Origin of the sequence: Shewanella sp. K8 (genome assembly GCF_028823715.1) — a bacterium.
GTDB classification, from domain to species: Bacteria; Pseudomonadota; Gammaproteobacteria; order Enterobacterales; family Shewanellaceae; genus Shewanella; species Shewanella algae.
Map to the genome: position 1 here is coordinate 64,418 of NZ_JAPEHY010000017.1, position 21,667 is coordinate 86,084.

A 21,667-nucleotide genomic window follows, 5' to 3' on the forward strand; every position below is an offset into this window, starting at 1 on the left:
TGGTGATCTATCTTTGTGATTTTTGATCCCAATAGAGATTTTCAAGCACTAATTTGCCTGAATGTAGCACCCAGGACGCGCGGCTGTGGCAGCCTTGCAATCTGAGTGTTAAATCAGCTTTGCAATATCTTGAGTGGCAGTCCCAGCATGTCATCACCGCTGCCGGCCAGGTGCCAGATAACAGCCACCAGGGCCGCCACTGTCAGTAGATACCAGACAATGGAAAACACTTGCCCATACCTGTCCAGCGGCAGCAGATGACTGTGATGACGCTGTTTCCACTCAAACAGAATCTCGGCGCTGCCTATCAACAACAGGAACCCCAGCAGTGCCAGCCCCAGACTGTAGCTGATAAATACCCCTATGGCAGCACCCAGAATACAGGCGATAAGGCCGATAGCACTGTTCATCGAAAAGCTGATGCTCTTGAGAATATGTCCGCCATCGAGCGGCAAAATAGGCAGCAGGTTGAACAGGTTGAGCAAGGCGTTAAAGGCCGCCAGACCGGCAAAGAAGGGATTGCCTGTGATCCAGTAGGCCACGAGTGCCGCCAGGGACATCAACAGGCCAAAGGTTGGCCCCATGATGGAGATCACCACGTCTTGCCAGCGGGTGTTGATCTTCTCATCGGACAAGGCCAGGCCGCCCATGAAGGGGATGAGGTAGATACCCTTGGTCTTCATGCCAAAATATTTCATCGCCCGGATATGGCCGTACTCGTGAAACACCAGGCAGGCTATCAGAGCCAGGGCAAACTGCAGGGAAAACAGCCAGGAGTAGGCGGCAATACTGGCTCCTGCCAGAACGACCTTGATCACCTTGGCGCTCTTGAGCAGTTTGAAGCCCAGAGACACCAGCCCCACCAGACTCAGTTTCTGCTGTTTTACCGGCGCTATGTCCGGTGTTTGCCGCTCAATATCTTTGCTATTGCGGCTGCCTTCAATCGTGACTTGCTCATCGATGAGCAAGCGATAGCTCAGCTCAAAGGGTTGCCAGTTGAGCTGGGTTTCCAGGCGTACCTTGATGCTGCTGCCATCGGCGCGACTGAGGCTGAACTCATGGCTGCCAATGCCTTGGTCATCGGCGCTGGCGGCTTGTTGTGAGACTAATTGGTTATCCCAAAAAAGTTGCTGCCAACCCGCCATGGAACCTTCCAGCCTCAGGGGCTTCCCTAAGCAATCTATTTTCAGAAGTTGCAAATCTATGACTCCGGTGAGAGAAAACGCGCCGATTATACCCATGGGCACCGGGCTTTGTCAGGGAAGGTGCGAACATGTCCGTGGGGGCTTTGCATCGGCTTACAGGTTTGGATACAAGGCGCAGTTCGCAGTAAATGGCCCCAGTCCTTTGCCAGAACGCCTTAGAGACTGTCGAGATAACGCACCATCTCCAGTCCTTGGGGAAAAGTGATAAAGGCTAACTTGGCAACGCAGCAACTGCCGAGCGCGGCGGCGTGCTTTTGCACCAACAGCTTGAGATCTGTGAGTTCGAGCTGTGCATGGCTCGGGCCTATTTGTGGCAATGAGGCCAGTACAGGTTCGTCACAGCGAATGGCCGGAAGTATGGGATAACATAAGCCGCCGGAATCTATCAGTTGATCACCCTGGCAACTCAGGTGTTGATTCAGGCAGATATATTCCAGCCAGTCTCTTTCATTCTCGAGATACACCAGTTCGTCCGAATCTGCCGGTTTCAGAATGGCTGGCCAGGCTGGCTGTGTCATAGGGGCTCCAGGAATAAGTTGTCTCCAACACCTTATCACAACGGCCTGGCGTTGCGATTAATTATCCCGCGCCGAACCGAGGCCCGGTTTAATATCAGCCGCGACTGCTGTAGTCGAAATGGACTTCTCCGTTTTGGTTTTGAACCACACAGGGGCCATGTTCCCTCTGGGTGCGCTGTTGCGCCGGGCCTATGTGAATTTCCACATTGGAGTAGATATGCTTCAGGGCTTCGACAAAGTAATGGCGATAGTAGCCTTCGGTTTCCGCCTTCAGCAGCTCGAGTTCGGTTTCTTCCCGCACTCGCTCATCATCGACACGGTGTTTCTCTTCCAGCATCATTTTGACCTGCTCGACCATGGCCGGATCTGCCTGCCATTCGCTCTTGGGTGGCAATTTTCTCAGTCTGGCTTCCATATCCAAACCGGCTACCACCAAAATCCGGACACTTTCTTCCAGATCTTTGAGGTTTTGGCGGTACTCTCCCAAACGCATGGCGCAGAAGAGATCTGTCTTGGTATCCGCTGTAGCGCCTATGGCGACGGCCTTGATGCCTTTTTCCGCCTTGGCAATTCCTCCCACCAGATCTCCGCGGCGGCCGTTGGCGTCGCTGACTGTGAGTTTACTGTCGGTACGGCTATTGCTGTGCAGCAGCTGCTTGGTCACCAGGATATCGCCCTGGCATTGGAGATCGGAATATTGCACAAACTGGGCCGATATCTGCCCCTTGGCTCTGATTTGGGTCGACAACTCATTGGCGCGGATCTGCCTGCCTATGATGCCCTTGCTGACGGTTACATCCCCTTCGGCCATCAAGGATGCCGAGTCGACAAAACCCATTACAGTGATATCGCCACTGCTCTTGACCTGCATCCCCTCGTGGACGTCGCCACTGATAAGGATACTGCCCTTGAAGTCGACATTGCCGTAGCCCACGTCCACATCTTTTATCTGCAATACATCATCTACCTGCATGCCGTTGCGGACTTCCACCGGCTGACCGGCAACCGTGGCGATAAGCTTGTTGCTGTCTTTGGCGCTGAACTCTGTACCTTTGCCGGCCACCATCTCCAGATCTTTCCCCGGCTTGGCCGGCAATACTTCGCCGAAGACATTGTATCCTGGGGTTCCTTGAGTGGCGGGGATCCTTTCCATCAAGAGATCGCCGGCATTGACCATGATGACTGCGCCCAGGTTACGCATGTCCACTGTGCCATCCTCCCGCTCCTGTGGGTGCAGCAGGCGCTCACGGGCCAGGGGCACTTTACGATCCAATCTGGCATGGTTGCCGTTCACCGCCGCCTTGCCACAGGCAATAGTGCCTTCTATGGTTTCGCCTGGTTTACTCTGCTTCAGGCGTTTGAGCATGGTTTCTATCTTGATTTTCGACAGTCCCATGCAGATCTTCTCTTCTTTCAGGCGGCGAAGAATGTCCGGCAAGGTGATCTCTTTACCGCCCCAGGCGGCAGTGAGGGTCATACCGGCTTGCATCTTATCTTTACTGGGCTGGAGTGATATCTGGCCGTCACGGCGCTCGGCTATCTGAAAGAACTGCTCGAACTGACCATCTTCTTCAGCGTAAAGCTTATTGATGTCCTTGACGGCTTTGGCGATTTGACTATCCAGCGGACAGAGATTGGCGAAGTCTGGTAGGGCCAACAGATGACGTATGGCTTCCTCGGTCACGGGGCCATGGGTTTTGGGGATGAGCCTCAGCTCGGCAAATTGCTTATTGCTGCTGAGTTCAACGAGATCCGGCGCCAGCATATTAAAGTTATCCAGGTTAGTTATACCCTTCCTTTTCGAAGTTTAAACATCGAGTACCAAGCTGTTTGTTGACGCCATAACTATGCTATGGCGAGACAACAGGCGCGTATCGACTGAATCAACTTCTGTACGGAATGGTACTATTATTATTTTCCCGACTGCTGTTGAGTATAGCAACATAAGCTCGCCAAAACGAAGCCTGTTGTTAACATATTATTAGCAGTTGCTCAAAAGATAATAGCCCTGAATACTTATAAAAATCTTTGATCTCTTAGCGAAAAGTTACTTAAATTGCCCGGCGTTACTTTTTGTTACTGATATTCCGGTAAAGCTTGTATTTGTTGTTTTCGGCAATCACGTTCACGTTACCGAAATGGGCCGCGATTGTGTCGCCGTAGGGCAGGTGACGATTGGCCACTATCTGCCATACTCCTCTGTCTTTTAGCCTGTTGGCGCTGTCGGCGATAAAGCTTTCGGCAATATGGGTGGTGGCTGCCAAGCCATCGTGAAACGGCGGGTTGGAGATGATGGCGTCGAACTCGCCTTGAGTGGCGCTCAAGCCATCGGATGGATAGACTTTGGCGCTCAGGCCGTTGGCCTTCAGTGTCTGCTCACAGGACAGCAGCGCCATGGCGTTGATGTCGACACAATCCAGATTAAGCTCCGGCTGGACCTTGAGCAGGGCGGCGGCAATCACTCCGGCGCCGCAGCCAAAGTCCAGCACCCGTCCCTCGAGCTTGGGCAGATGAGACAGCAACAGCTCAGTGCCCAGATCCAGGCGTTTTTCACTGAATACCCCGGCCATATTGCAGATTTGTATGTCCCCTTGGGGAGTGGGCAAGCTGTAATGGCTGACAAAGGCTTCAATATCCAGCGCAGTTGGGCTGGCGATGGCCTCGGCGGCAAACAGCAGGCAATGACGGGCGTTGTCCAGTTTGGCCGCATTGCTGAACCAGCGGCTTTGCTGTTTGGCAAACGACTTTATCCCGCCTTTGTTTTCCCCTATGACTAGTAGTTGACCTCCCGGTTGCAGGTGCAGCGCCGCCAGTTCCAGCAGATAAGCGAGCAGCGGCTTGGCCTTGGGGTAGTAGACCACAACCGTCTCGAACCTGTCAGTATGGGGCAACTGGTGGCCAAAGTAACAATGAAGCTCGGCCTTGGCTTGCGACTTAAGCTGTTGGAAGTGATTGAAATCCAGCGCCAGGGCATCGACTCTCGGGCACAGGTTCAAAAGCTCTCTGGCGCAGTTGTCGCTCTCATGGTTGAGCAGCAGCAGGCTTTGGCCTTCAAATAGCGCACTGTTGCGCAGCAGTAATTGCGATGGCGGTGTCAGCAACATTGGGGACTTCCAAGGATAAAATCTGCCGCGCATTATAGCCAATCAGTGGTGGCAGCGGGCAAGAGTTATGGCCGGCAAACATAAAAAAAGCGGCCAAGGCCGCTTTTTGCAAGGTTAAGCATTACTGAGCAGACCTTTGCCCCTTGGGCAGCAAGCTTATCAGTTTGGAGGCGATATCCGTGTTGTCCTGGTTGCCGATAAATAGCTCGGCGCCCGGGCCTGTGGCAAACACCTGCACATCTGTACCCGTATGGCCGCCGGTGGTCCAGCCTGTGTTGGAGCGGCGATCCACTTCCTGTTTGATAGCGCTGGCCAGCGTCTCTTTGCCTTGCATTCTGGCCTTGGTCAATTGTTCAAGCAACGCGGGTTCCAGCTCAAAACCCAGGCCTTGAGCCAGCGGCGCTTGCCAGTCTTCTGCGGTCAACGCAGCGGCGGCAAGGGTATCAATACTGGCAGACAGCCCCTTGAGCACCTCTGGGTTCCAGGCATATTTGCCCTTGCTGCCGATGGAGAGACCACCGGTATTGTGATCTGCGGTGGCCACCATCAGGGTATTGGGGTTTTGGCGCACGAACTGTTCGACCACTTCCATGGTATGGGCAAATTCATCCATCTCCGCCATGGCGGCGGCGATGTCGTTGTTGTGACCAGCCCAGTCGATCAGGCTGCCTTCAACCAGCAACACAAAGCCGTTGGGGTTTTGTGACAAGAGCTCCAGTGCCTTGCCTGTCATGGTGCTGAGGCGATGGCCATCCTTGTCGTCCAGCACCCAAGGCAGTTGCACTTCTGCAAACAGGCCCATTACCTTGGGCTGTTTGATGCTTTCAAGCGCGCTGAACTCCTGCAAAATTTGATAGCCCTTGGCATCAAACTTGGCCAGCAGCTCCTGATCGAAGTATTTCTGGCCGCCCCCCAGCATCACATCGGCATCCGTCTCCAGATACTTGTTGGCCAGCTCGACATAGTTTTTGCGACTTTCACTGTGAGACAGAAAGGCCGCCGGCGTGGCGTGATTTATCTGGGAAGTGACTGCCACACCCGTGCTCATGCCCCGCTGCTTGGCCTTTTCCATTATGGTCGGGATCGGCTGCTTCTGGGTGTCGACCGAGATGGCGCCGTTATAGCTTTTTACTCCGGTTGCCAGCGCAGTTGCCGCGGCGGCGGAGTCGGTGACATAGCCACTGACTCTGGCGGGGTAGGTACTGGCCATACCGACCAACAGGCGATCGAATACCGTCTGTTCTATCTCTTCGGTATCCGGGTTGTCATTGAAATACCGGTAGGCGCTGGTATAAGCCGGCCCCATGCCATCACCGACCATGATCACGATATTTTGGGGTCTGGAAGGGGCGGGATTGGGCAACTGATTGGCATCGACTGCCAGTGGCAGCAGCAATGACAGTCCCAGCAATGCGCCCGTGAGTTGGCTCAGTTTCATCAGAGTCTCATCCTTGTTGTTTTTGTTGCAGTCTTTGCTCAATGGCATTCATCAGCATGCCGGTGATATTGACATCGAAAGCCGCTTCAATCTCTTTGATGCAAGTTGGGCTGGTGACATTGATTTCGGTGAGCTTATCCCCAATCACATCCAGACCGACGAAGATCAGGCCGCGCTTTTTAAGCTCAGGGCCCAGGGCTCTGGCAATGGCCCAGTCACTTTCAGACAGAGGCTGGGCAACACCGCTGCCACCGGCCGCCAGGTTACCGCGGGTTTCACCCTTCTTGGGGATACGCGCCAAACAGTAGGGTACAGGCTCGCCGTCGATGACCAGAATACGCTTGTCACCCTTGGTGATCTCGGGAATAAACACCTGCGCCATGGCATAGTTTTGGCCGTAATCTGTCAGGGTTTCTATAATAACCCCCAGGTTGGGGTCGTCCTGCTTGACCCTGAATATGGATGTGCCGCCCATGCCGTCCAATGGCTTGAGGATCACATCGCCATGTTGGGCATGGAAAGCGCGTAACCGCTGCGGATCGCGGCTGACGAGTGTCGTGGGGGTAAACTGGCTGAACCAGGCGGTAAACAGCTTTTCATTGGCATCACGCAGGCTCTGTGGCTTATTGACTATTAATACCCCGGCCTCTTCGGCGCGCTCCAGCATGTAAGTGGCGTAGATATATTCGGTATCGAACGGTGGGTCCTTACGCATCAGAATCACATCCAGCTCCTTGAGCGGCGTGTCGGTCGCTTCACCCAACTGGTACCAATCAGTGGGATCTTCCTGAACCTTGAGCGGCCGCATCTTGGCCCAGGCTTCACCCTGCAGCAGTGCCAGATCCTGCATCTCCATATAGAAGAGCTCATAGCCGCGGGACTGCGCCGCCAACAACATGGCGAAGCTGGAGTCTTTCTTGATGTTGATATCCTTGATGGGGTCCATCACTATGCCGAGCTTGATCATGATGCCTTTCCTTTATTCGTTGCGCCCACAGGGCAGAAAATGGTTAGCCCAGATCGCCGAATCTGAGCTGCAATGCGGTAATGGCGGTTAGCGCCGCGGTTTCTGTGCGCAGTACTCTGGGGCCGAGCAGAACTTCGGTAAATGCCTGGGTTTCTGTCATGGCAATTTCCTGCTCCGACAGGCCGCCTTCCGGACCTATCAAGAGCCGCACCTTGTTGTTTGGCAGCTCAAGGCCATTGATGCCGTGAGCGGCTCTGGGATGCAGATTGAGTTTCAGTGCCGTCGTGGGCTCGGCGCACCAGGCTGCCAGCTCCATTACCGGTCTCACTTCAGGGACCCGGCTACGGCCGGATTGCTCACAGGCGCTGATAACAATTTTTTGCCACTGCTGCAGTTTCTTTTCCAACCTGTCGCCGCTGAGTTTAACGCCGCAACGCTCTGAAAACAGTGGCGTGATGGTGTTAACCCCCAACTCTACCGATTTTTGTAAGGTGAAGTCCATGCGATCGCCGCGGGAGATCACTTGCCCAAGGTGCAGATCCAGGGGGGACTCAGAGGGATTGTCCATGGCAGACAGCACGTGTACATCCACGGCTTTCTTTCCGGCGCTGACGATAGTGGCCGGATAGTCTTTGCCGTCACCATTGAACAGGCTTATTTGCTCGCCGCTGCTCATGCGCAGCACTCGGCCGACATGGGCGCTGGCGTCATCATCCAATGACAGAACTTTGCCTGGGGTTATCGGGCCTGTGTGATAAATTCTCGGCACTCTCATGCTCTGTATTCCTTAGGCTTATTCTGCGCTGCCGCTGAGGCCGCTTTGGTTGCAGGCTTTCTGCACCAATGGGTTGTGATTGCCCTGAGAGGCGGCTATTACCTGATCTCGCCGGCACTCAATAGTATCAACTGGATAGCTTTTGTCCCACGCCTTGAACAACTTTAATTGGCTGGAGGCTATCTTGAGCCCATAGGTCTGCTGCATATAAAGGTAGGTACGGGCGATGCGTCCTCTTGCCTGCGCTGGCGGTTCTGCCTTACGGCCCTTGAAGTCGACTGTCATCTGACACTGGCCATATTGGCTTGGCTTGGCGTTCCACTGACTGAACCTGAAGTTGGATCTGTCGCCATTGACCTCTCCCACGGCCGGCACCAGATTGTGCAGGTCGGCCTCCATGCGCTTAAAGGTCTTATCTTTGCTGCTGCAGTTCTTACGGCCGCCGTTTTGCCAGCACTGCAACTGATGGCCAAACTCCCAGGCAGGTACTATATGCTCCCATTCGATGCGGTTGGCACGGGTCTCTTGTTTGCGAATCTGATAACCGCAACTTGCCAAATCCGGCTGCCATTTCTTGCCTTCCATTTTGATGGCACAGCCACAGTAGAAACTGACTGCCGGCAGCGTTTGACTGTAAATCACCTTGGCGCGTTTCTTGGCTTCGGAAAAACTGCTTGGATGGCTGGGCGATGCCAGCACAGAAGAGGCCGCCAAAAGCAGCGGCAGGGCCACGAGTGGCCGCAGGTGCAATGAAATCACGCTATTCCCTAAAATCATAACTTCGGGTGCCGACAGCCGATACCTCAGGTGCCAGACTTGGAATTGTTGCAGCAGATAGTAAAAGAAGCCGCCAGGCTTGGCAACTTGGCTCAGGATGGCTGAGGGCTAAGCAGTTGGCCGCAGCGGCGGCATTGATATTTAGCCTGGCCCCGCACGACCTTGTTATGACGGCGAATGCTCAGCTCTACTACACCGCAGCCACATTGATAGGGCAGGGTTCTGGGTTTGACCGAGCTGATATCCATCGAGTGAGTGGTACGCGGCGCCAGGCCATAAATCCGCCGCATCAGGCTTTGCCACTCCTTGCCATGAGGTCGGGTCTTGCCATGCAGTTGGAAACAGAGCAGGTGGCAAATCTCGTGTGGAACCACCTCATGGGTGAAGGTGTGCAGGTTTTGCTCCAGTAGCACCGGATTGAAGCGCAAGCGGTTCTCGGTTGGATGAGCGGTACCGGCGCTGCGGCCTCGCAGGGCAAAGCTGACCGAAGGGCGCTTTAGCGCTCGGCCCAGGGCGGCCTCCGCCTTGAGATAGCAAAGTTCTATTGCATCGAGCACTGCCTGCTGCGCCTCACTAGCGGCAGCTTGAGGCTGTGGCTCAGGTGCTTGGTTGTATTCAGAAGTGCCGGCGTTTTTAAGGGATCTGAACAACTGACTCAGCATGAGAAAACTCGAATTGGCATTAATTGGTGGCAAATAAGCAGAGGCGCAACTGCGCCTCTGTTGAATCAGGGATTATAAACTTTTGGCCGCCGCTGTCAGCATGGCTTTGACCTGCTCGACTATCGCTTCTTCGGTAGCGGGCTCGAAACCGGCAATTCTCGGGGTATGAATATGCCCGGTGGGAATACGGCTACCGAGTTGGTTTTGCAGCAGGATAGCCCGGTAGGAGATCTCATTGGACAGGTAACCGCCGCCAGACCCCTCCACCGAAGTGCTGTTTTGCAGTTCGCTCAGGCTGCTTGCCTGAAACTCGCCACGGGAAAGGGTGCTGACAATATGGTTGTCGTTGGCTTTCCAGCGGCCGTTTACGCTCTGCATGGCTGCTACCGGCAGGGAGAACTCGACAAACTCAGGGCCATTGAGGGTGTCGTTTTCCAGCTTGGGTGGCAGAGGTCGCTGTTTACTGGCGCCGGTAAAAACATTGCGGTTGTCCGGGGCTTCGGCGCTGCGGTTGCGGCCCGGAAAGCGTTCCAGATCGAAGTCGCTGCGCCCCATACTGACAGTGACCACCATGTCGACACTCTTGTCGCGATAAACCGGGGTCAACAGCGACTCTATGATGCCCTCATCAAAGTCAGCGAAACGTACCGGGATCATCACTGTCTCTATCTGTGCCTGGCGGCCGTTAACCGAGAAGCGGTAACCATCCAATGCCAGGGCGACCAGACCTGAAGGGTTGCTCTGCTCTATATTGCGATCGAGAAAGAAGGGGTCGAATCCGGTTAGCAGTATCTTGATGCTGGCATCATCCTTAAAGTCGATATCGCTGAAACCTCGGGATGACTTTTCCACCGCCTTGGTCAGTATTTCTCTTTGCCAGGAGGCGATATTGAACTTGGGCGACTGTTTGCCCAGCTCTGCTCGCATCTGCAACCGGCTCCAGTAAAGGGAGCGGTCGTCGCTGTGACCTGACTGCACATCTCTGACCGCCTGTTGCCACAGGCGTTGCCCCTGGTGCGCCACCATCTGGGTAACCTTGAGCTCATCGGTATGTTGGCGGTATTTCGTTACCAGATCATCTGTCAATGCCTGATAGCGCTGGACGACTTGAGGCATTTTTTCGTTGGCGGCAGGCAGGCGATCCTCTTCGACACCGGCCTGAGCCGACAGAGAAACCAGAGTACCCGACAGCAGGGCTATGGCCAGGCTGGGCTTAAACATGGCAGTTCCTTTCGCTTATAGAGTTGTAAAGTTAGGGAAGGTGCGAATAAGTCCTCGTGGCACTCTGGCTTGCACAGCAATTGGCGTTCAAGGCATCTGACGGAAGGCATGCCGGGGCCTGTCGAAGTCAGATAACGCAGAGAGCCGGTTGCTGTGAAAGCCCCGAAGGGCGTGGTTTACAGGTCTGCCTGCTGTGTTGTGCTTCTTGCAAAGGACTAAGGCCATTTGCTGCGAACCACGCCTTGCATCCAGGCCTGTAAGCCGACGCAGAGCACACATGGGACTTGTTTGCACCTTCCTCAAGTATGCAACACTCGTCAGCAACTGGAAAGCTATCTGTTACCTTGCCAGATTGTTGCCACAATTGAGCAGGGCTTTGCCAGACCATTATTCACCCCAGGGCTGTATGCTTGTTGCTTTGACCGCCGGGAATAATAGGGGAATGAGATGAATAAAGGTTTGCACAGAAAGCGCCTGAGTAAGCGTTTGCTGCTGCCCATGTTGCTGTGTTTATTGGCTCAACAAACGCAGGCTGTGGCAGCTGAGCAGACCAAGGTCAGTGACGTCGGCTCTGAGGTCACGGCCGAGGGTTGGCAAGAGGTACGCCGCTGGGACAAGCTGTTCGAGTCCGCAGGTGTTAAAGGCAGTTTACTGCTTTGGGATCAAAAGCGTTCTTTGGGGCTCTCCAACAATCTAAGTCGCGCCGCCGAAGGCTTTATTCCGGCTTCCACCTTCAAGATCCCCTCCAGCCTTATTGCGTTGGAAACCGGGGCGGTGCGCGATGAAACCAGTCGTTTTAGCTGGGACGGAAAGGTTCGTGAAATTGCCGCCTGGAACAGGGACCAGAGTTTTCGCACCGCAATGAAGTACTCTGTGGTGCCTGTGTATCAGCAGTTGGCCAGGGAGATAGGCCCCAAAGTGATGGCGGCTATGGTGCGGCAGCTGGAATATGGCAATCAGGATATCGGTGGCCAAGCGGACAGCTTCTGGCTCGACGGCCAACTGAGAATTACAGCATTTCAACAAGTGGATTTTCTAAGGCAACTGCATGACAACAAGTTACCTGTGTCCGAGCGCAGCCAGCGAATTGTCAAACAGATGATGCTGACCGAAGCGAGTACTGACTATATTATTCGCGCCAAGACAGGCTATGGTGTGCGGCGTACGCCGGCCATAGGTTGGTGGGTCGGTTGGTTGGAGTTGGACGACAACACTGTCTATTTCGCCATTAACCTGGATCTGGCCTCGGCCAGCCAGTTACCGTTACGCCAACAACTGGTGAAACAGGTGCTCAAGCAGGAACAGCTGCTGCCTTGAGTCTGGCTGGCACGGAATAGAGAACCAAGACATAAGTCAGAGAAGGCCAACTTGTGTGCTGTGTTATTGATTCATATATAAGACCCCGGCCAAGGCTGGGGTCTTTAGCCTTCTTCATCAGCAAAGATTGGCTACATCATCAAAGATTGGCTACATCATCAAAGATTGCAGCGACTCCTGACTGTTGAAGCGCTTGGTAAAGAAGTCCAGAAACACACTGATATTGGTCGCCAGTTGTCGACGGGAGGAATAGACGCCATAGACCTTGAAGGGTTCTATGGGCCACTCCTGCAGCAGCGGCACCAGGGCGCCGCTGGCCAGCTCGTTCTTGCATACCGAATGGGACAACATGGCGATGCCAAAGTCATCCAGTGCCAGCTGCTTGACCATGATGGCACTGTTCACTCGAGTGCGGCGCCTGAAGCTGGCCATGGTTTTGCGGCTCCCCTTGCCCAGCGGCCAGATGGGGGCCGAGCGTGAGGTACCCAGCAAGATACCATCGTGACGGGCCAGATCTCTCGGGGTTGCCGGCGTTCCTTTGGACTTGAGATAGCCGGGGCCAGCCACCAGAATCGGCTGACGTTCAAACAGGAGCCGGGCGACAAGATCCGAAGGCTGCAGTGGGCCATACTTGATGGCGATATCATAGCCTTCGCCTACCAAGCCCACATCGGCATCGGTAAACTGTACATCCAGTTCGACGCCGGGGTAGAGACGCATAAAGCCGCTGCAGAGATTGGCGATTAACTCTTGGCTGAATGAAACCGGGATCGCAATCCGCAATGAACCGGAAACATCGTTATGGGTATTCTCGATTGTGGCCTTTGCCGCTTCCACTTCGTTGCAGATGCTGTCACAGTGTTGATAAAAGAGCGCGCCCACCTGAGTGAGGCTTATTGAGCGGGTATTTCGTTGCAGCAGACGGACCCCAAGCTGTTGTTCCAGTTGGGCGATTTTTCGGCTAATGGTAGACTTTGGCAGGCCGGTTTCACGGGCCGCCTGAGAGAAGCCTTCTGCTCTGACCACTGCTGCAAATAGGAGCATCCCATTCAAATCTGGCATGTTTTTATTACTGTCTCAAAAATGGAACATAGCGTCTAAGGCAGTTTAATGGCATTTGACGGGATAACAAAGGTATATTTATTGGCTAAAAAATTTCAGAGGCTTAGCAGAGGATCGATAGATGACCAGCAAGAAGCAGCCCGCAAACACGACTCAAGCCCAGACTCCGGATCCCCTGTTTCTGCAGGCGGAGCATTTGGCTAAGGATTTTTCGCTGTTCCCAGAGCACAGCAAACAGAGCCTTTCTGAAGAGATAAAGGGTCTGTTGGATGACGATGCCATCCAGAGTAACTTAAAGTCATTGGCGCAGTTGGATGTGGATGGCTATGTTGCCAAAGTTATCCAGCCTACCCAGGACAAGAACCGCCCAGGTGCCAAGCGAATCATTGCCGATCTGAAAGGCAAGATGATCGCCGAGAGCCACAACGGCCCATTCTACAGCGCCGAAATAGAGCTGAACTTTGGTGGTCGTAACCGCCGCATCGGCTTTATCGCCCAGGAGCGCACCACGGCCAACGGTGCCTGGATGCCCGAGCACCACCTGCAGGCCTGTGAGGCGATTCGCCATTTTGCCGAATTGTCCATGCCCATAGTTTACCTGATAGATACCCCCGGAGCCGATGCCGGTGAGGTGGCCAACAGTCACAACCAGGCGCATTCTATTTCCAAGGCGATTGCCGAGAGTGCCAACGTCGATGTGCCGACTCTGGGTATAGTGATTGGCGCCGGCTACTCGGGTGGTGCTATCCCACTGGCGGCGGCCAATATACTGTTGTCGCTGCGTGATGGTATTTTCAACACCATTCAGCCTCAGGGCCTGCAGAGCATCGCCCGCAAGTACAACCTTTCATGGCAGGAGTGTGCCAAGTCTGTGGGTGTGTCCCCGGAAGAGCTCTATACCTCAGGTTGTATCGACGGCATTGTGGATTTCTCTCCTTATGATCGCGACGAGCGTCAGCACAACCTGCGCCGCGCCATCATCAGCGCCATCGAAGCCATTGAATGTGCCGCAGTGCAGTTTGTAAAAGAATCCGATGACCTGCGCGAACACTATGATCGCAGCCTCAAGCGTTTCCTCGAACCTTCCAAGAGCCTCAAGGCATTGGAGTCCAACGCGGAAATGTCGGTTGCCATCAGCCCGACCATGCACCTTAACCTGTTCGGCAGCGCCTACCGTTATCTGCGTTATTTGACTCTGCGTAGCCGTATTCACTCCATCTCCATGGATCAGTATGGTCGCTTGTCCAAAGTGAGTGTGCCCGAAGGGGATCTGTTGGCCCGGATCCAGAAGGAGCAGGAGAAGGTGTTCCAGGCTTGGCTGTCCAGCCCGGATAAGCTGGTTTACGACGAAGAACTCAACAAGCTGTGGAGTAACTTCATCTCCAAGCGTGATGATGTTTCCACCGAGCGTAACATGCTGACCCGTCTGATCCTGGGTGAGCCGAAAGAGAACTACAAGAAGGCCCGTAAGGCGCTGCTGTTCAACATAGGTTGGTCTTTGTATCACCGCTGGAAGAGTAATGCCGCCAACAACTTCAAGGGGCTTATCCACTATCTGGAAACTCTGCCGGCAGAAGTGACTCAGGCGCCTTGGCCTGAACTGAACCAGCTGACAGTACTGGATGTAGTGGTCAATGAAGAGCTGCGTGAAGACTTCATTTGGCAGTGTTACAACATCCTGATCTTTAACGCGCTGTACGACAATGTCGTGGGTAACCTGGCCTCTATCGCCAAGGAAGCCATGATGGCCAAGAGCCTGTCGCGTCAGTCTGTTGATGGCCTGCTGCACAAGTCTATCGACCGGGCGATTTCCACTCAGGATACCGCCAACGACAAGAGCAAGTTCTACAAGTGGCTGAAGTACTTCATGTCACAGTCCAACCGTGCCGAACTGCTGACCAAGACAGAGCAGTGGAAGAGTGTGGGTTTCCCACAACTGAACGATTCGCTGTTCGTTATCCTGACTTACTTCTTCGAGCGTCTGCTGCCGGAATACTTCGACAGCGAAGAGGACAAGGGCAAGTACACAGGTGCCATCAACCCGGTGCGTATCGGTCGTCGTAAGGACTTCTGGAACCGTTTGACCATGGGGTATCAGGATCTGTTGATCCAGAAGGTGCTGCGTGACGAGAAGAAAGCCGGCAATATGACCTGGGAGAATATCATCGCCAAGTTCTTCAAGAACTTCGATGAGATCAATGGCGACAAGATGTCGGCCAACCTGCTCAACTTCCCGGGCTTCCGTCTCTCTATTGAAGATGCACTCGACAAGGGCATTCGCCCCTGTGGATTGATCACGGGTCTGGCGGACTTTGAACATGGCGGCAAGGCGTTGCGTGTCGGGGTTGCTGTATCCAACACCGCCTTCCAGGCCGGTGCCTTCGATATGGCCAGTGCCGAGAAGTTCTCTGCGCTGCTTATTGAGTGTGCCAAGCGCAGGCTGCCGGTGATCTGCTTTATCAGCTCCGGCGGTATGCAGACCAAAGAAGGGGCTGCTGCGCTGTTCTCCATGGCCGTGGTAAACGACCGTATTACCCGTTTCGTGCGTGACAACGAACTGCCTGTGCTGATGTTCGGTTTCGGTGACTGTACCGGTGGAGCCCAGGCATCCTTCGTGACTCACCCTCTGGTGCAGACTTATTATCTGTCCGGTACCAATATGCCGTTTGCCGGTCAGATGGTGGTACCAGCTTACCTGCCATCCACTTCGACTCTGTCCAACTACCTGTCCAAGGTGCCCGGAGCGATGAATGGCCTGGTCAACAACCCATTCAGCACTCAGCTCGATGAACAGCTCAAGAGCATAGATCCTCTGATGCCTATGCCTAACGCCGAGATAAGTGATGTGTTGACCAATGCACTGTCGACTCTGGTGGTTGAAGTTGAAGAGGTCAGTGAGGAGATAGTTCAGGACGATCCTCGTGCCCTGATGAAACCTATCGACAAGGTGCTTGTACATGCCCGAGGCTGTACTGCGGTGAAACTGATCCGCAAGGCTCACGACAATGGCATTAATGTGGTACTGGTGGCGTCCGATCCTGATATGACTTCGGTTCCTGCCGACATGCTCAAGGAAAACGACAAGCTGGTTTGTCTCGGCGGTAACACTTCCGACGAGTCCTACCTGAACGCTTACTCAGTGTTGAAAGTGGCCGAGTATGAGCAGGTAGACGCACTGCACCCAGGTATCGGCTTCCTGTCGGAAAGCCCACAGTTCGCCGCCCTGTGTGTGAACAACGGCGTGAACTTTGTTGGTCCAAGTGTGCACTCGATGACAACCATGGGTAACAAGTCCAACGCCATCAAGACCTCTCAGGCGCAGAATGTGCCCGTGGTACCAGGCTCTCACGGTATTTTGACCAACGCCGAGCAAGCGGTTAACGTGGCCAACGAAATCGGCTACCCAGTGCTGCTCAAAGCGGTACAAGGTGGTGGCGGTAAGGGGATCCAAGTGGTTAAGCGCCCCGAGGATATGATTGGCCTGTTCCAGAAAACCTCCACCGAAGCGGCTGCCGCCTTTGGTAATGGTGACCTGTACCTGGAAAAATATGTGACTTCACTGCGTCATATCGAAGTTCAGTTGCTGCGTGACAAGTTCGGCAACACCAAGGTACTGGGTCTGCGTGACTGCTCGGTGCAGCGTAACAACCAGAAGGTGATTGAAGAGTCCGGTTCCACCATGCTGCCTGAAGAACTCAAGCAGAGAGTGATGGAATACACCCGTGCTCTGGGTGATGCCACCGACTATATGGGTGCTGGTACCGTTGAGTTCATCTATAACCTGGATGCCAACGAAGTCTACTTCATGGAGATGAATACCCGTCTGCAGGTAGAGCACCCGGTAACCGAAGCGACTTCAGGTATTGATATCGTCAGTGCGCAATTCGATGTGGCAGCCGGTCGCTCCATTGAAGATCTGCAGCCGCAGGAAATTGGCTATGCGATGGAAGTGCGGGTGACAGCCGAGAAGGCTGCGCTGGATAGCCAGGGCATACTGCAGCTGGTGCCAAACCCGGGGCTTATCACTGAGTGCGTGATGCCCGAGCGCGATGATGTGGAAATCATCTCTATCGCGGCCGATGGCAAAGAAGTGTCGCCATACTACGACAGCCTGATTGCCCAGATCATCATCCGCGGTGAAAGCCGGGACGATGTGATTGCCAAGATGTATGACTATCTGGATCAGGTGGTCATCAAGGGGATCGCCACCAACATCCCGCTGCTGAAGCGGATCCTGGCCGACGAGACCTTCCGTGAAGGCGTGTATGACACCAACTATCTGCCGCGCCTGATGGCCGAGCTGGATATCCCAGCCCTGATCGCCGAAATGGAAGCCGCCGCCGAAACTCAAGGTGTGGATACCGAATCGCTGCGTGTGGGTGAGTCCAACGAGCTCAAGGTGTTGGCTCAGGGCGCGGGTATCTTCTATACCTCTCCGGCGCCGGGCGAAGCCGACTTCGTCAAGGAAGGCGACATAGTGACTGTCGATCAAACGCTGGCACTGACCGAAGCGATGAAGATGTTCTCTCAGGTGACACTGGCAGGCTTCAACCGCAAGGGTGCCGAGCTGTATCCAGAGGATAAGAAATACCGCATTGAGCGGATCCTCAACAGCAATGGCCAACAGGTCTCTCAAGGCGATCTGCTGTTTGTGGTCTCCCCTGTGGAAGACTGAGGCTGCTGATTGTCAGTAACCCGAAAAGACCCGCCATGTGCGGGTCTTTTGTTTCTTAACGGTTGGATTCAATTTCAGATGGCGCAGCATATGACCAGAAGCTGATGTTTTTGAACTAATATTGAATGTATCCTGAATCGCCGGAGCTTACAGATTGCTGAGATATTTGCGGCCCATATTGTTTGGCAGCCTTTTACTGGCAACGGCCGCAGTCAATGCAGTCACGATTCCCTATTGTGTCGACCCCGACTGGATGCCCTATGAAGGCATAGACCAAGGCAAGCACGTGGGGATCTCTTCCGGCTTTCTTGAGCTTATCGATCAGCAGACAGATTGGCAGTTTCAGCTGGTGCCCACCGAGAGCTGGCAACAGACATTAGCCTACTTGAAGCAGCAACGCTGTGTATTCACCCCCATGCTCAACTACACTCCCAGGCGCGCTGAGTTCTTATATTTCAGCGATATCTATAGCCGTTCTCCCAATGTGTTGGTTTCCCGCCACGAGCAACCCTTTCTGCAAAGTATGGAACAGGTCGGTGATAGAAGCTTGGCAATCCCCAGAGGTTACCGCTTGCTGGATTATGTGCGCCAGAACTATCCCAAGATCCGCATTATTCTGGCCGAGACAGAGCAGCAGGGATTGGAGATGGTCTCCAGCGGTGAGGCGGATCTATTTATCGGCTCTATGTATTCCATCAATGCCCGCATTCAGCAGAGTGGGTTGTTCAATCTCAAAATCGCTGGTTGGGCCGGGCCAGAGGATCAGTTCCGGATGGCGGTAACAGAGAATGCCAAATGGATGTTACCCGAGCTCAATCATTTACTGGCGCAGATTTCCGATGAACACAGGGCCAGGCTGTACCGGCAGTGGAGCAATATGGCGGTGCTGGAACAGACAGATTACCGAATGTTCTGGCAGTTGTTGGCGGTGGCAACATTGATCTTCGGTGCCTTGCTGGCACGTAACCGCTGGATCAGTAAATACAACCGCGAGTTGACAGCCAAGAATCAACAACTGGAACAATTGCGCAATCAGTTGCTGGAAACCAACAGAGAACTGGAGTTCATTTCGACCCACGACCCTTTGACCAAGTTATATAACCGTCACTATTTCCACCGACACTTCGCCGCCGAACACCGCAGTAACTCGGCGCAAGGGCACACGTCGCTGATAGTAATAGACATAGATTTTTTTAAAGAGATCAATGATCGTCATGGCCACAGTGTGGGAGATTCGATTCTCCGCGAACTGGCGGCTCTGCTCAAAGATGGTGCCCGTGAACAGGATCTGGTGGCACGCTGGGGTGGTGAGGAGTTTATGATCATCTGCCCGGATACCGACTGTGTGCAGGCGGGGCGTTTATGTGAGCGTCTGGCACTGGCGATGAAGGTTTATCCCTTTTCAGCCGGTGTTAGCCTGAGTTGCAGTTTTGGACTGACAGAACTTAAAGCCGGTGAATCGATCTGGAGTGCATTTGATCGGGCAGATTTGGCCTTGTACCGGGCCAAGTCGGAAGGTCGCAATAGGATCTGCTGCGATCCCGAATCCGATCGAGCCGATAAAATCAGCTCAAATTCGTCAGCTTAGCGCTGTAGCGGCGCTTTTATACAATCAATTTCTGCATTAATCGCTCGAATATAGAAAATATTGAATTTCAAGATGTTGAATTTAATGAATTTTATTTTTGTTGCCCGTCTGTGATGACAAACTGGTGAAAATTGAAACTGCTGATTGCAGCCTATAGGGGTTTCGGTGTTATAATACGCGCCTTATTTATGGGGTTCCGTCTGTCGCAGCTTTGAAGTGGCATACTCCGTCTCCTATTAACTAATCATTTGAAGTTGAATCATGACTGACTTATCAAAATACAGAAACATTGGTATTTTTGCTCACGTTGACGCGGGTAAAACCACTACCACAGAACGTATCCTGAAACTGACCGGCAAAATCCACAAGATGGGTGACAGCCATGACGGTACCACCACTACTGACTTCATGGAGCAGGAAGCTGAGCGCGGTATTACCATTCAGTCTGCTGCGGTAAGTTGCTTCTGGAAAGATCACCGCTTCAACATCATCGATACCCCCGGACACGTTGACTTCACCGTTGAAGTATATCGTTCTCTGAAAGTTCTGGACGGCGGTGTTGGTGTATTCTGTGGTTCCGGCGGTGTTGAGCCTCAGTCCGAAACCAACTGGCGCTATGCTAACGAATCTGAAGTTGCCCGTATCATCTTCGTAAACAAGCTGGACCGTATGGGTGCCGACTTCCTGCGTGTTGTTGGTCAAATCAAGCGCGTTCTGGCTGCGACACCACTGGTTATGACTCTGCCTATCGGTATCGAAGACGAGTTCAAGGGTGTTGTTGACGTACTGAACCGCAAAGCCTATGTATGGGATGAGTCTGGTCTGCCAGAAAACTACTCTGTAGAAGAAGTTCCAGAAGACATGGTTGATCTGGTTGAAGAATACCGTGAGCAACTGATCGAGACTGCCGTTGAGCAGGACGACGACCTGATGGAAGCCTACATGGAAGGTGAAGAGCCTTCTATCGAAGACCTGAAGCGTTGTATCCGTAAAGGTACCATCAACCTGTCATTCTTCCCCACATACTGTGGTTCTGCTTACCGTAACAAGGGTATGCAGCTGGTTCTGGATGCAGTTGTTGACTACCTGCCATCTCCAACAGAAGTTGAGCCTCAGCCTCTGACTGACCCAGAAACTGGTGAAGAAACCGGTGAAGTAGCTACTGTATCTGCCGATGAGCCACTGCGCGCACTGGCGTTCAAGATCATGGATGACCGTTTCGGCGCCCTGACCTTTATCCGTATCTACTCTGGTAAGCTGAAGAAAGGTGACACTATCCTGAACTCTGCTACCGGTAAGACCGAGCGTATTGGCCGTATGGTTGAGATGCACGCTAACGATCGTAAAGAGATCGATTCTGCTCAAGCCGGTGACATCATCGCTGTTGTAGGTATGAAGAACGTTCAGACTGGTCACACTCTGTGTGATCCTAAGCACGAATGTACTCTGGAGCCTATGATCTTCCCTGAGCCAGTGATCTCTATCGCTGTAACTCCTAAGGACAAAGGCGCTTCTGAGAAGCTGGGTGTTGCTCTGGGTAAGATGGTTGCAGAAGATCCATCATTCCAGGTTGAAACCGACCAAGAAACTGGTGAAACCATCCTTAAGGGTATGGGTGAATTGCACCTGGACATCAAAGTAGACATCCTGAAGCGTACTCACGGTGTTGAACTGACTGTTGGTGCTCCACAGGTAGCTTACCGTGAAACCATCACTCAAGCCGTTGAAGACAGCTACACTCACAAGAAGCAGTCTGGTGGTTCTGGCCAGTTCGGTAAGATCGACTACCGCATCCGTCCAGGCGAAGCTGGTAGTGGCTTCAAGTTCACCTCCAGCGTTGTTGGTGGTAACGTACCTCGTGAATTCTGGCCAGCAGTTGAAAGCGGCTTCGAAGACATGATGAACGAAGGTCCTCTGGCTGGCTTCCCAGTACTGGACGTTGAAGTTGAACTGTTCGACGGTGGTTACCACGCAGTTGACTCCTCAGCAATCGCGTTTGAAATCGCTGCCAAGGGTGCATTCCGTCAGTCTATGCCTAAGGCCAAGCCTCAGCTGCTGGAGCCTGTGATGAAGGTTGACGTGTTCACTCCAGACGATCACGTTGGTGACGTTATCGGTGACCTGAACCGTCGTCGCGGTATGATCAAGGATCAGGAAGCTGGTTTGACTGGCGTACGTGTTAAGGCTGACGTGCCACTGGCAGAAATGTTCGGTTACATCGGTCACCTGCGTACCATGACTTCTGGTCGTGGTCAGTTCTCTATGGAGTTCTCTCACTATGCTCCATGTCCTGCCAACGTGGCTGAGACTGTTATCGCAGAAACCAAGGCTCGTAACGCAGCCAAGAAATAAGGATTA

15 protein-coding genes are annotated in these 21,667 nt (G+C 53.5%); 4 read left to right on the top strand and 11 right to left on the bottom strand.

The annotated features are described in order from the left end of the window. Positions 1-113: 113 nt before the first annotated feature. The 10 genes from ON072_RS10990 to ON072_RS11035 all read right to left on the bottom strand — a co-directional run bounded on the left by ON072_RS10990 (position 114) and on the right by ON072_RS11035 (position 10,667). On the bottom strand, positions 114-1,241 hold the full coding sequence (locus tag ON072_RS10990; RefSeq protein ID WP_170946674.1) for a site-2 protease family protein: 1,128 nt from the start codon (positions 1,239-1,241) through the stop codon (positions 114-116). Between the two features lie 119 nt (positions 1,242-1,360). After that, positions 1,361-1,723 (bottom strand): DUF4144 family protein, encoded by a 363-nt coding sequence (locus tag ON072_RS10995; protein WP_054743541.1) that lies wholly within the window; start codon positions 1,721-1,723, stop codon positions 1,361-1,363. 94 nt (positions 1,724-1,817) lie between these two features. Then, positions 1,818-3,488: a DUF342 domain-containing protein gene (locus ON072_RS11000; RefSeq protein ID WP_144191489.1), complete on the bottom strand. Its 1,671-nt coding sequence runs from the start codon at positions 3,486-3,488 to the stop codon at positions 1,818-1,820. A gap of 301 nt (positions 3,489-3,789) precedes the next feature. Further along, complete coding sequence (locus ON072_RS11005) at positions 3,790-4,824, bottom strand: class I SAM-dependent methyltransferase (protein ID WP_144128648.1); 1,035 nt, start codon at positions 4,822-4,824, stop codon at positions 3,790-3,792. A 124-nt stretch (positions 4,825-4,948) separates the two neighbouring features. After that, a complete protein-coding gene (locus ON072_RS11010) occupies positions 4,949-6,265 on the bottom strand; it encodes an alkaline phosphatase (RefSeq protein ID WP_144163891.1) in 1,317 nt (438 codons plus the stop codon). A gap of 7 nt (positions 6,266-6,272) precedes the next feature. After that, positions 6,273-7,232, bottom strand: a complete 960-nt coding sequence (gene gshB / locus ON072_RS11015; RefSeq protein WP_025889743.1) for a glutathione synthase — start codon at positions 7,230-7,232, stop codon at positions 6,273-6,275. A 43-nt stretch (positions 7,233-7,275) separates the two neighbouring features. Next, positions 7,276-8,007 carry a 16S rRNA (uracil(1498)-N(3))-methyltransferase gene (rsmE, locus tag ON072_RS11020; RefSeq protein WP_144379651.1) on the bottom strand — a complete coding sequence of 244 codons (732 nt, stop codon included), beginning with the start codon at positions 8,005-8,007 and terminating at the stop codon, positions 7,276-7,278. A gap of 18 nt (positions 8,008-8,025) precedes the next feature. Further along, a complete protein-coding gene (locus ON072_RS11025) occupies positions 8,026-8,781 on the bottom strand; it encodes an endonuclease (RefSeq protein WP_370629046.1) in 756 nt (251 codons plus the stop codon). 95 nt (positions 8,782-8,876) lie between these two features. Beyond that, complete coding sequence (locus ON072_RS11030; RefSeq protein WP_044735159.1) at positions 8,877-9,446, bottom strand: SprT family zinc-dependent metalloprotease; 570 nt, start codon at positions 9,444-9,446, stop codon at positions 8,877-8,879. 72 nt (positions 9,447-9,518) lie between these two features. Further along, on the bottom strand, positions 9,519-10,667 hold the full coding sequence (locus tag ON072_RS11035) for a pyroglutamyl-peptidase I family protein (RefSeq protein WP_144160678.1): 1,149 nt from the start codon (positions 10,665-10,667) through the stop codon (positions 9,519-9,521). 447 nt (positions 10,668-11,114) lie between these two features. On the opposite strand from ON072_RS11035, the gene blaOXA reads away from it, so the two are divergent. Beyond that, the gene (blaOXA, locus tag ON072_RS11040) at positions 11,115-11,984 is read left to right on the top strand and encodes an OXA-55 family carbapenem-hydrolyzing class D beta-lactamase (protein ID WP_144128642.1); all 870 of its coding nucleotides are present in this window, start codon (positions 11,115-11,117) and stop codon (positions 11,982-11,984) included. 150 nt (positions 11,985-12,134) lie between these two features. Here the strand turns inward: blaOXA and ON072_RS11045 are convergent, their stop codons facing one another. Then, on the bottom strand, positions 12,135-13,046 hold the full coding sequence (locus tag ON072_RS11045) for a LysR family transcriptional regulator (protein WP_025008920.1): 912 nt from the start codon (positions 13,044-13,046) through the stop codon (positions 12,135-12,137). Between the two features lie 121 nt (positions 13,047-13,167). On the opposite strand from ON072_RS11045, the gene ON072_RS11050 reads away from it, so the two are divergent. The 3 genes from ON072_RS11050 (at position 13,168) to fusA (ending at position 21,661) form a co-directional block, all read left to right on the top strand. Then, the gene (locus ON072_RS11050) at positions 13,168-17,721 is read left to right on the top strand and encodes an ATP-binding protein (protein ID WP_144379650.1); all 4,554 of its coding nucleotides are present in this window, start codon (positions 13,168-13,170) and stop codon (positions 17,719-17,721) included. A gap of 154 nt (positions 17,722-17,875) precedes the next feature. Continuing rightward, positions 17,876-19,309 (top strand): diguanylate cyclase, encoded by a 1,434-nt coding sequence (locus ON072_RS11055; protein WP_107005081.1) that lies wholly within the window; start codon positions 17,876-17,878, stop codon positions 19,307-19,309. 261 nt (positions 19,310-19,570) lie between these two features. Continuing rightward, entirely contained in the window at positions 19,571-21,661 is a 2,091-nt protein-coding gene (gene fusA / locus ON072_RS11060; protein WP_096140981.1) for an elongation factor G, read from the top strand. The last annotated feature ends 6 nt before the right edge of the window (positions 21,662-21,667 follow it).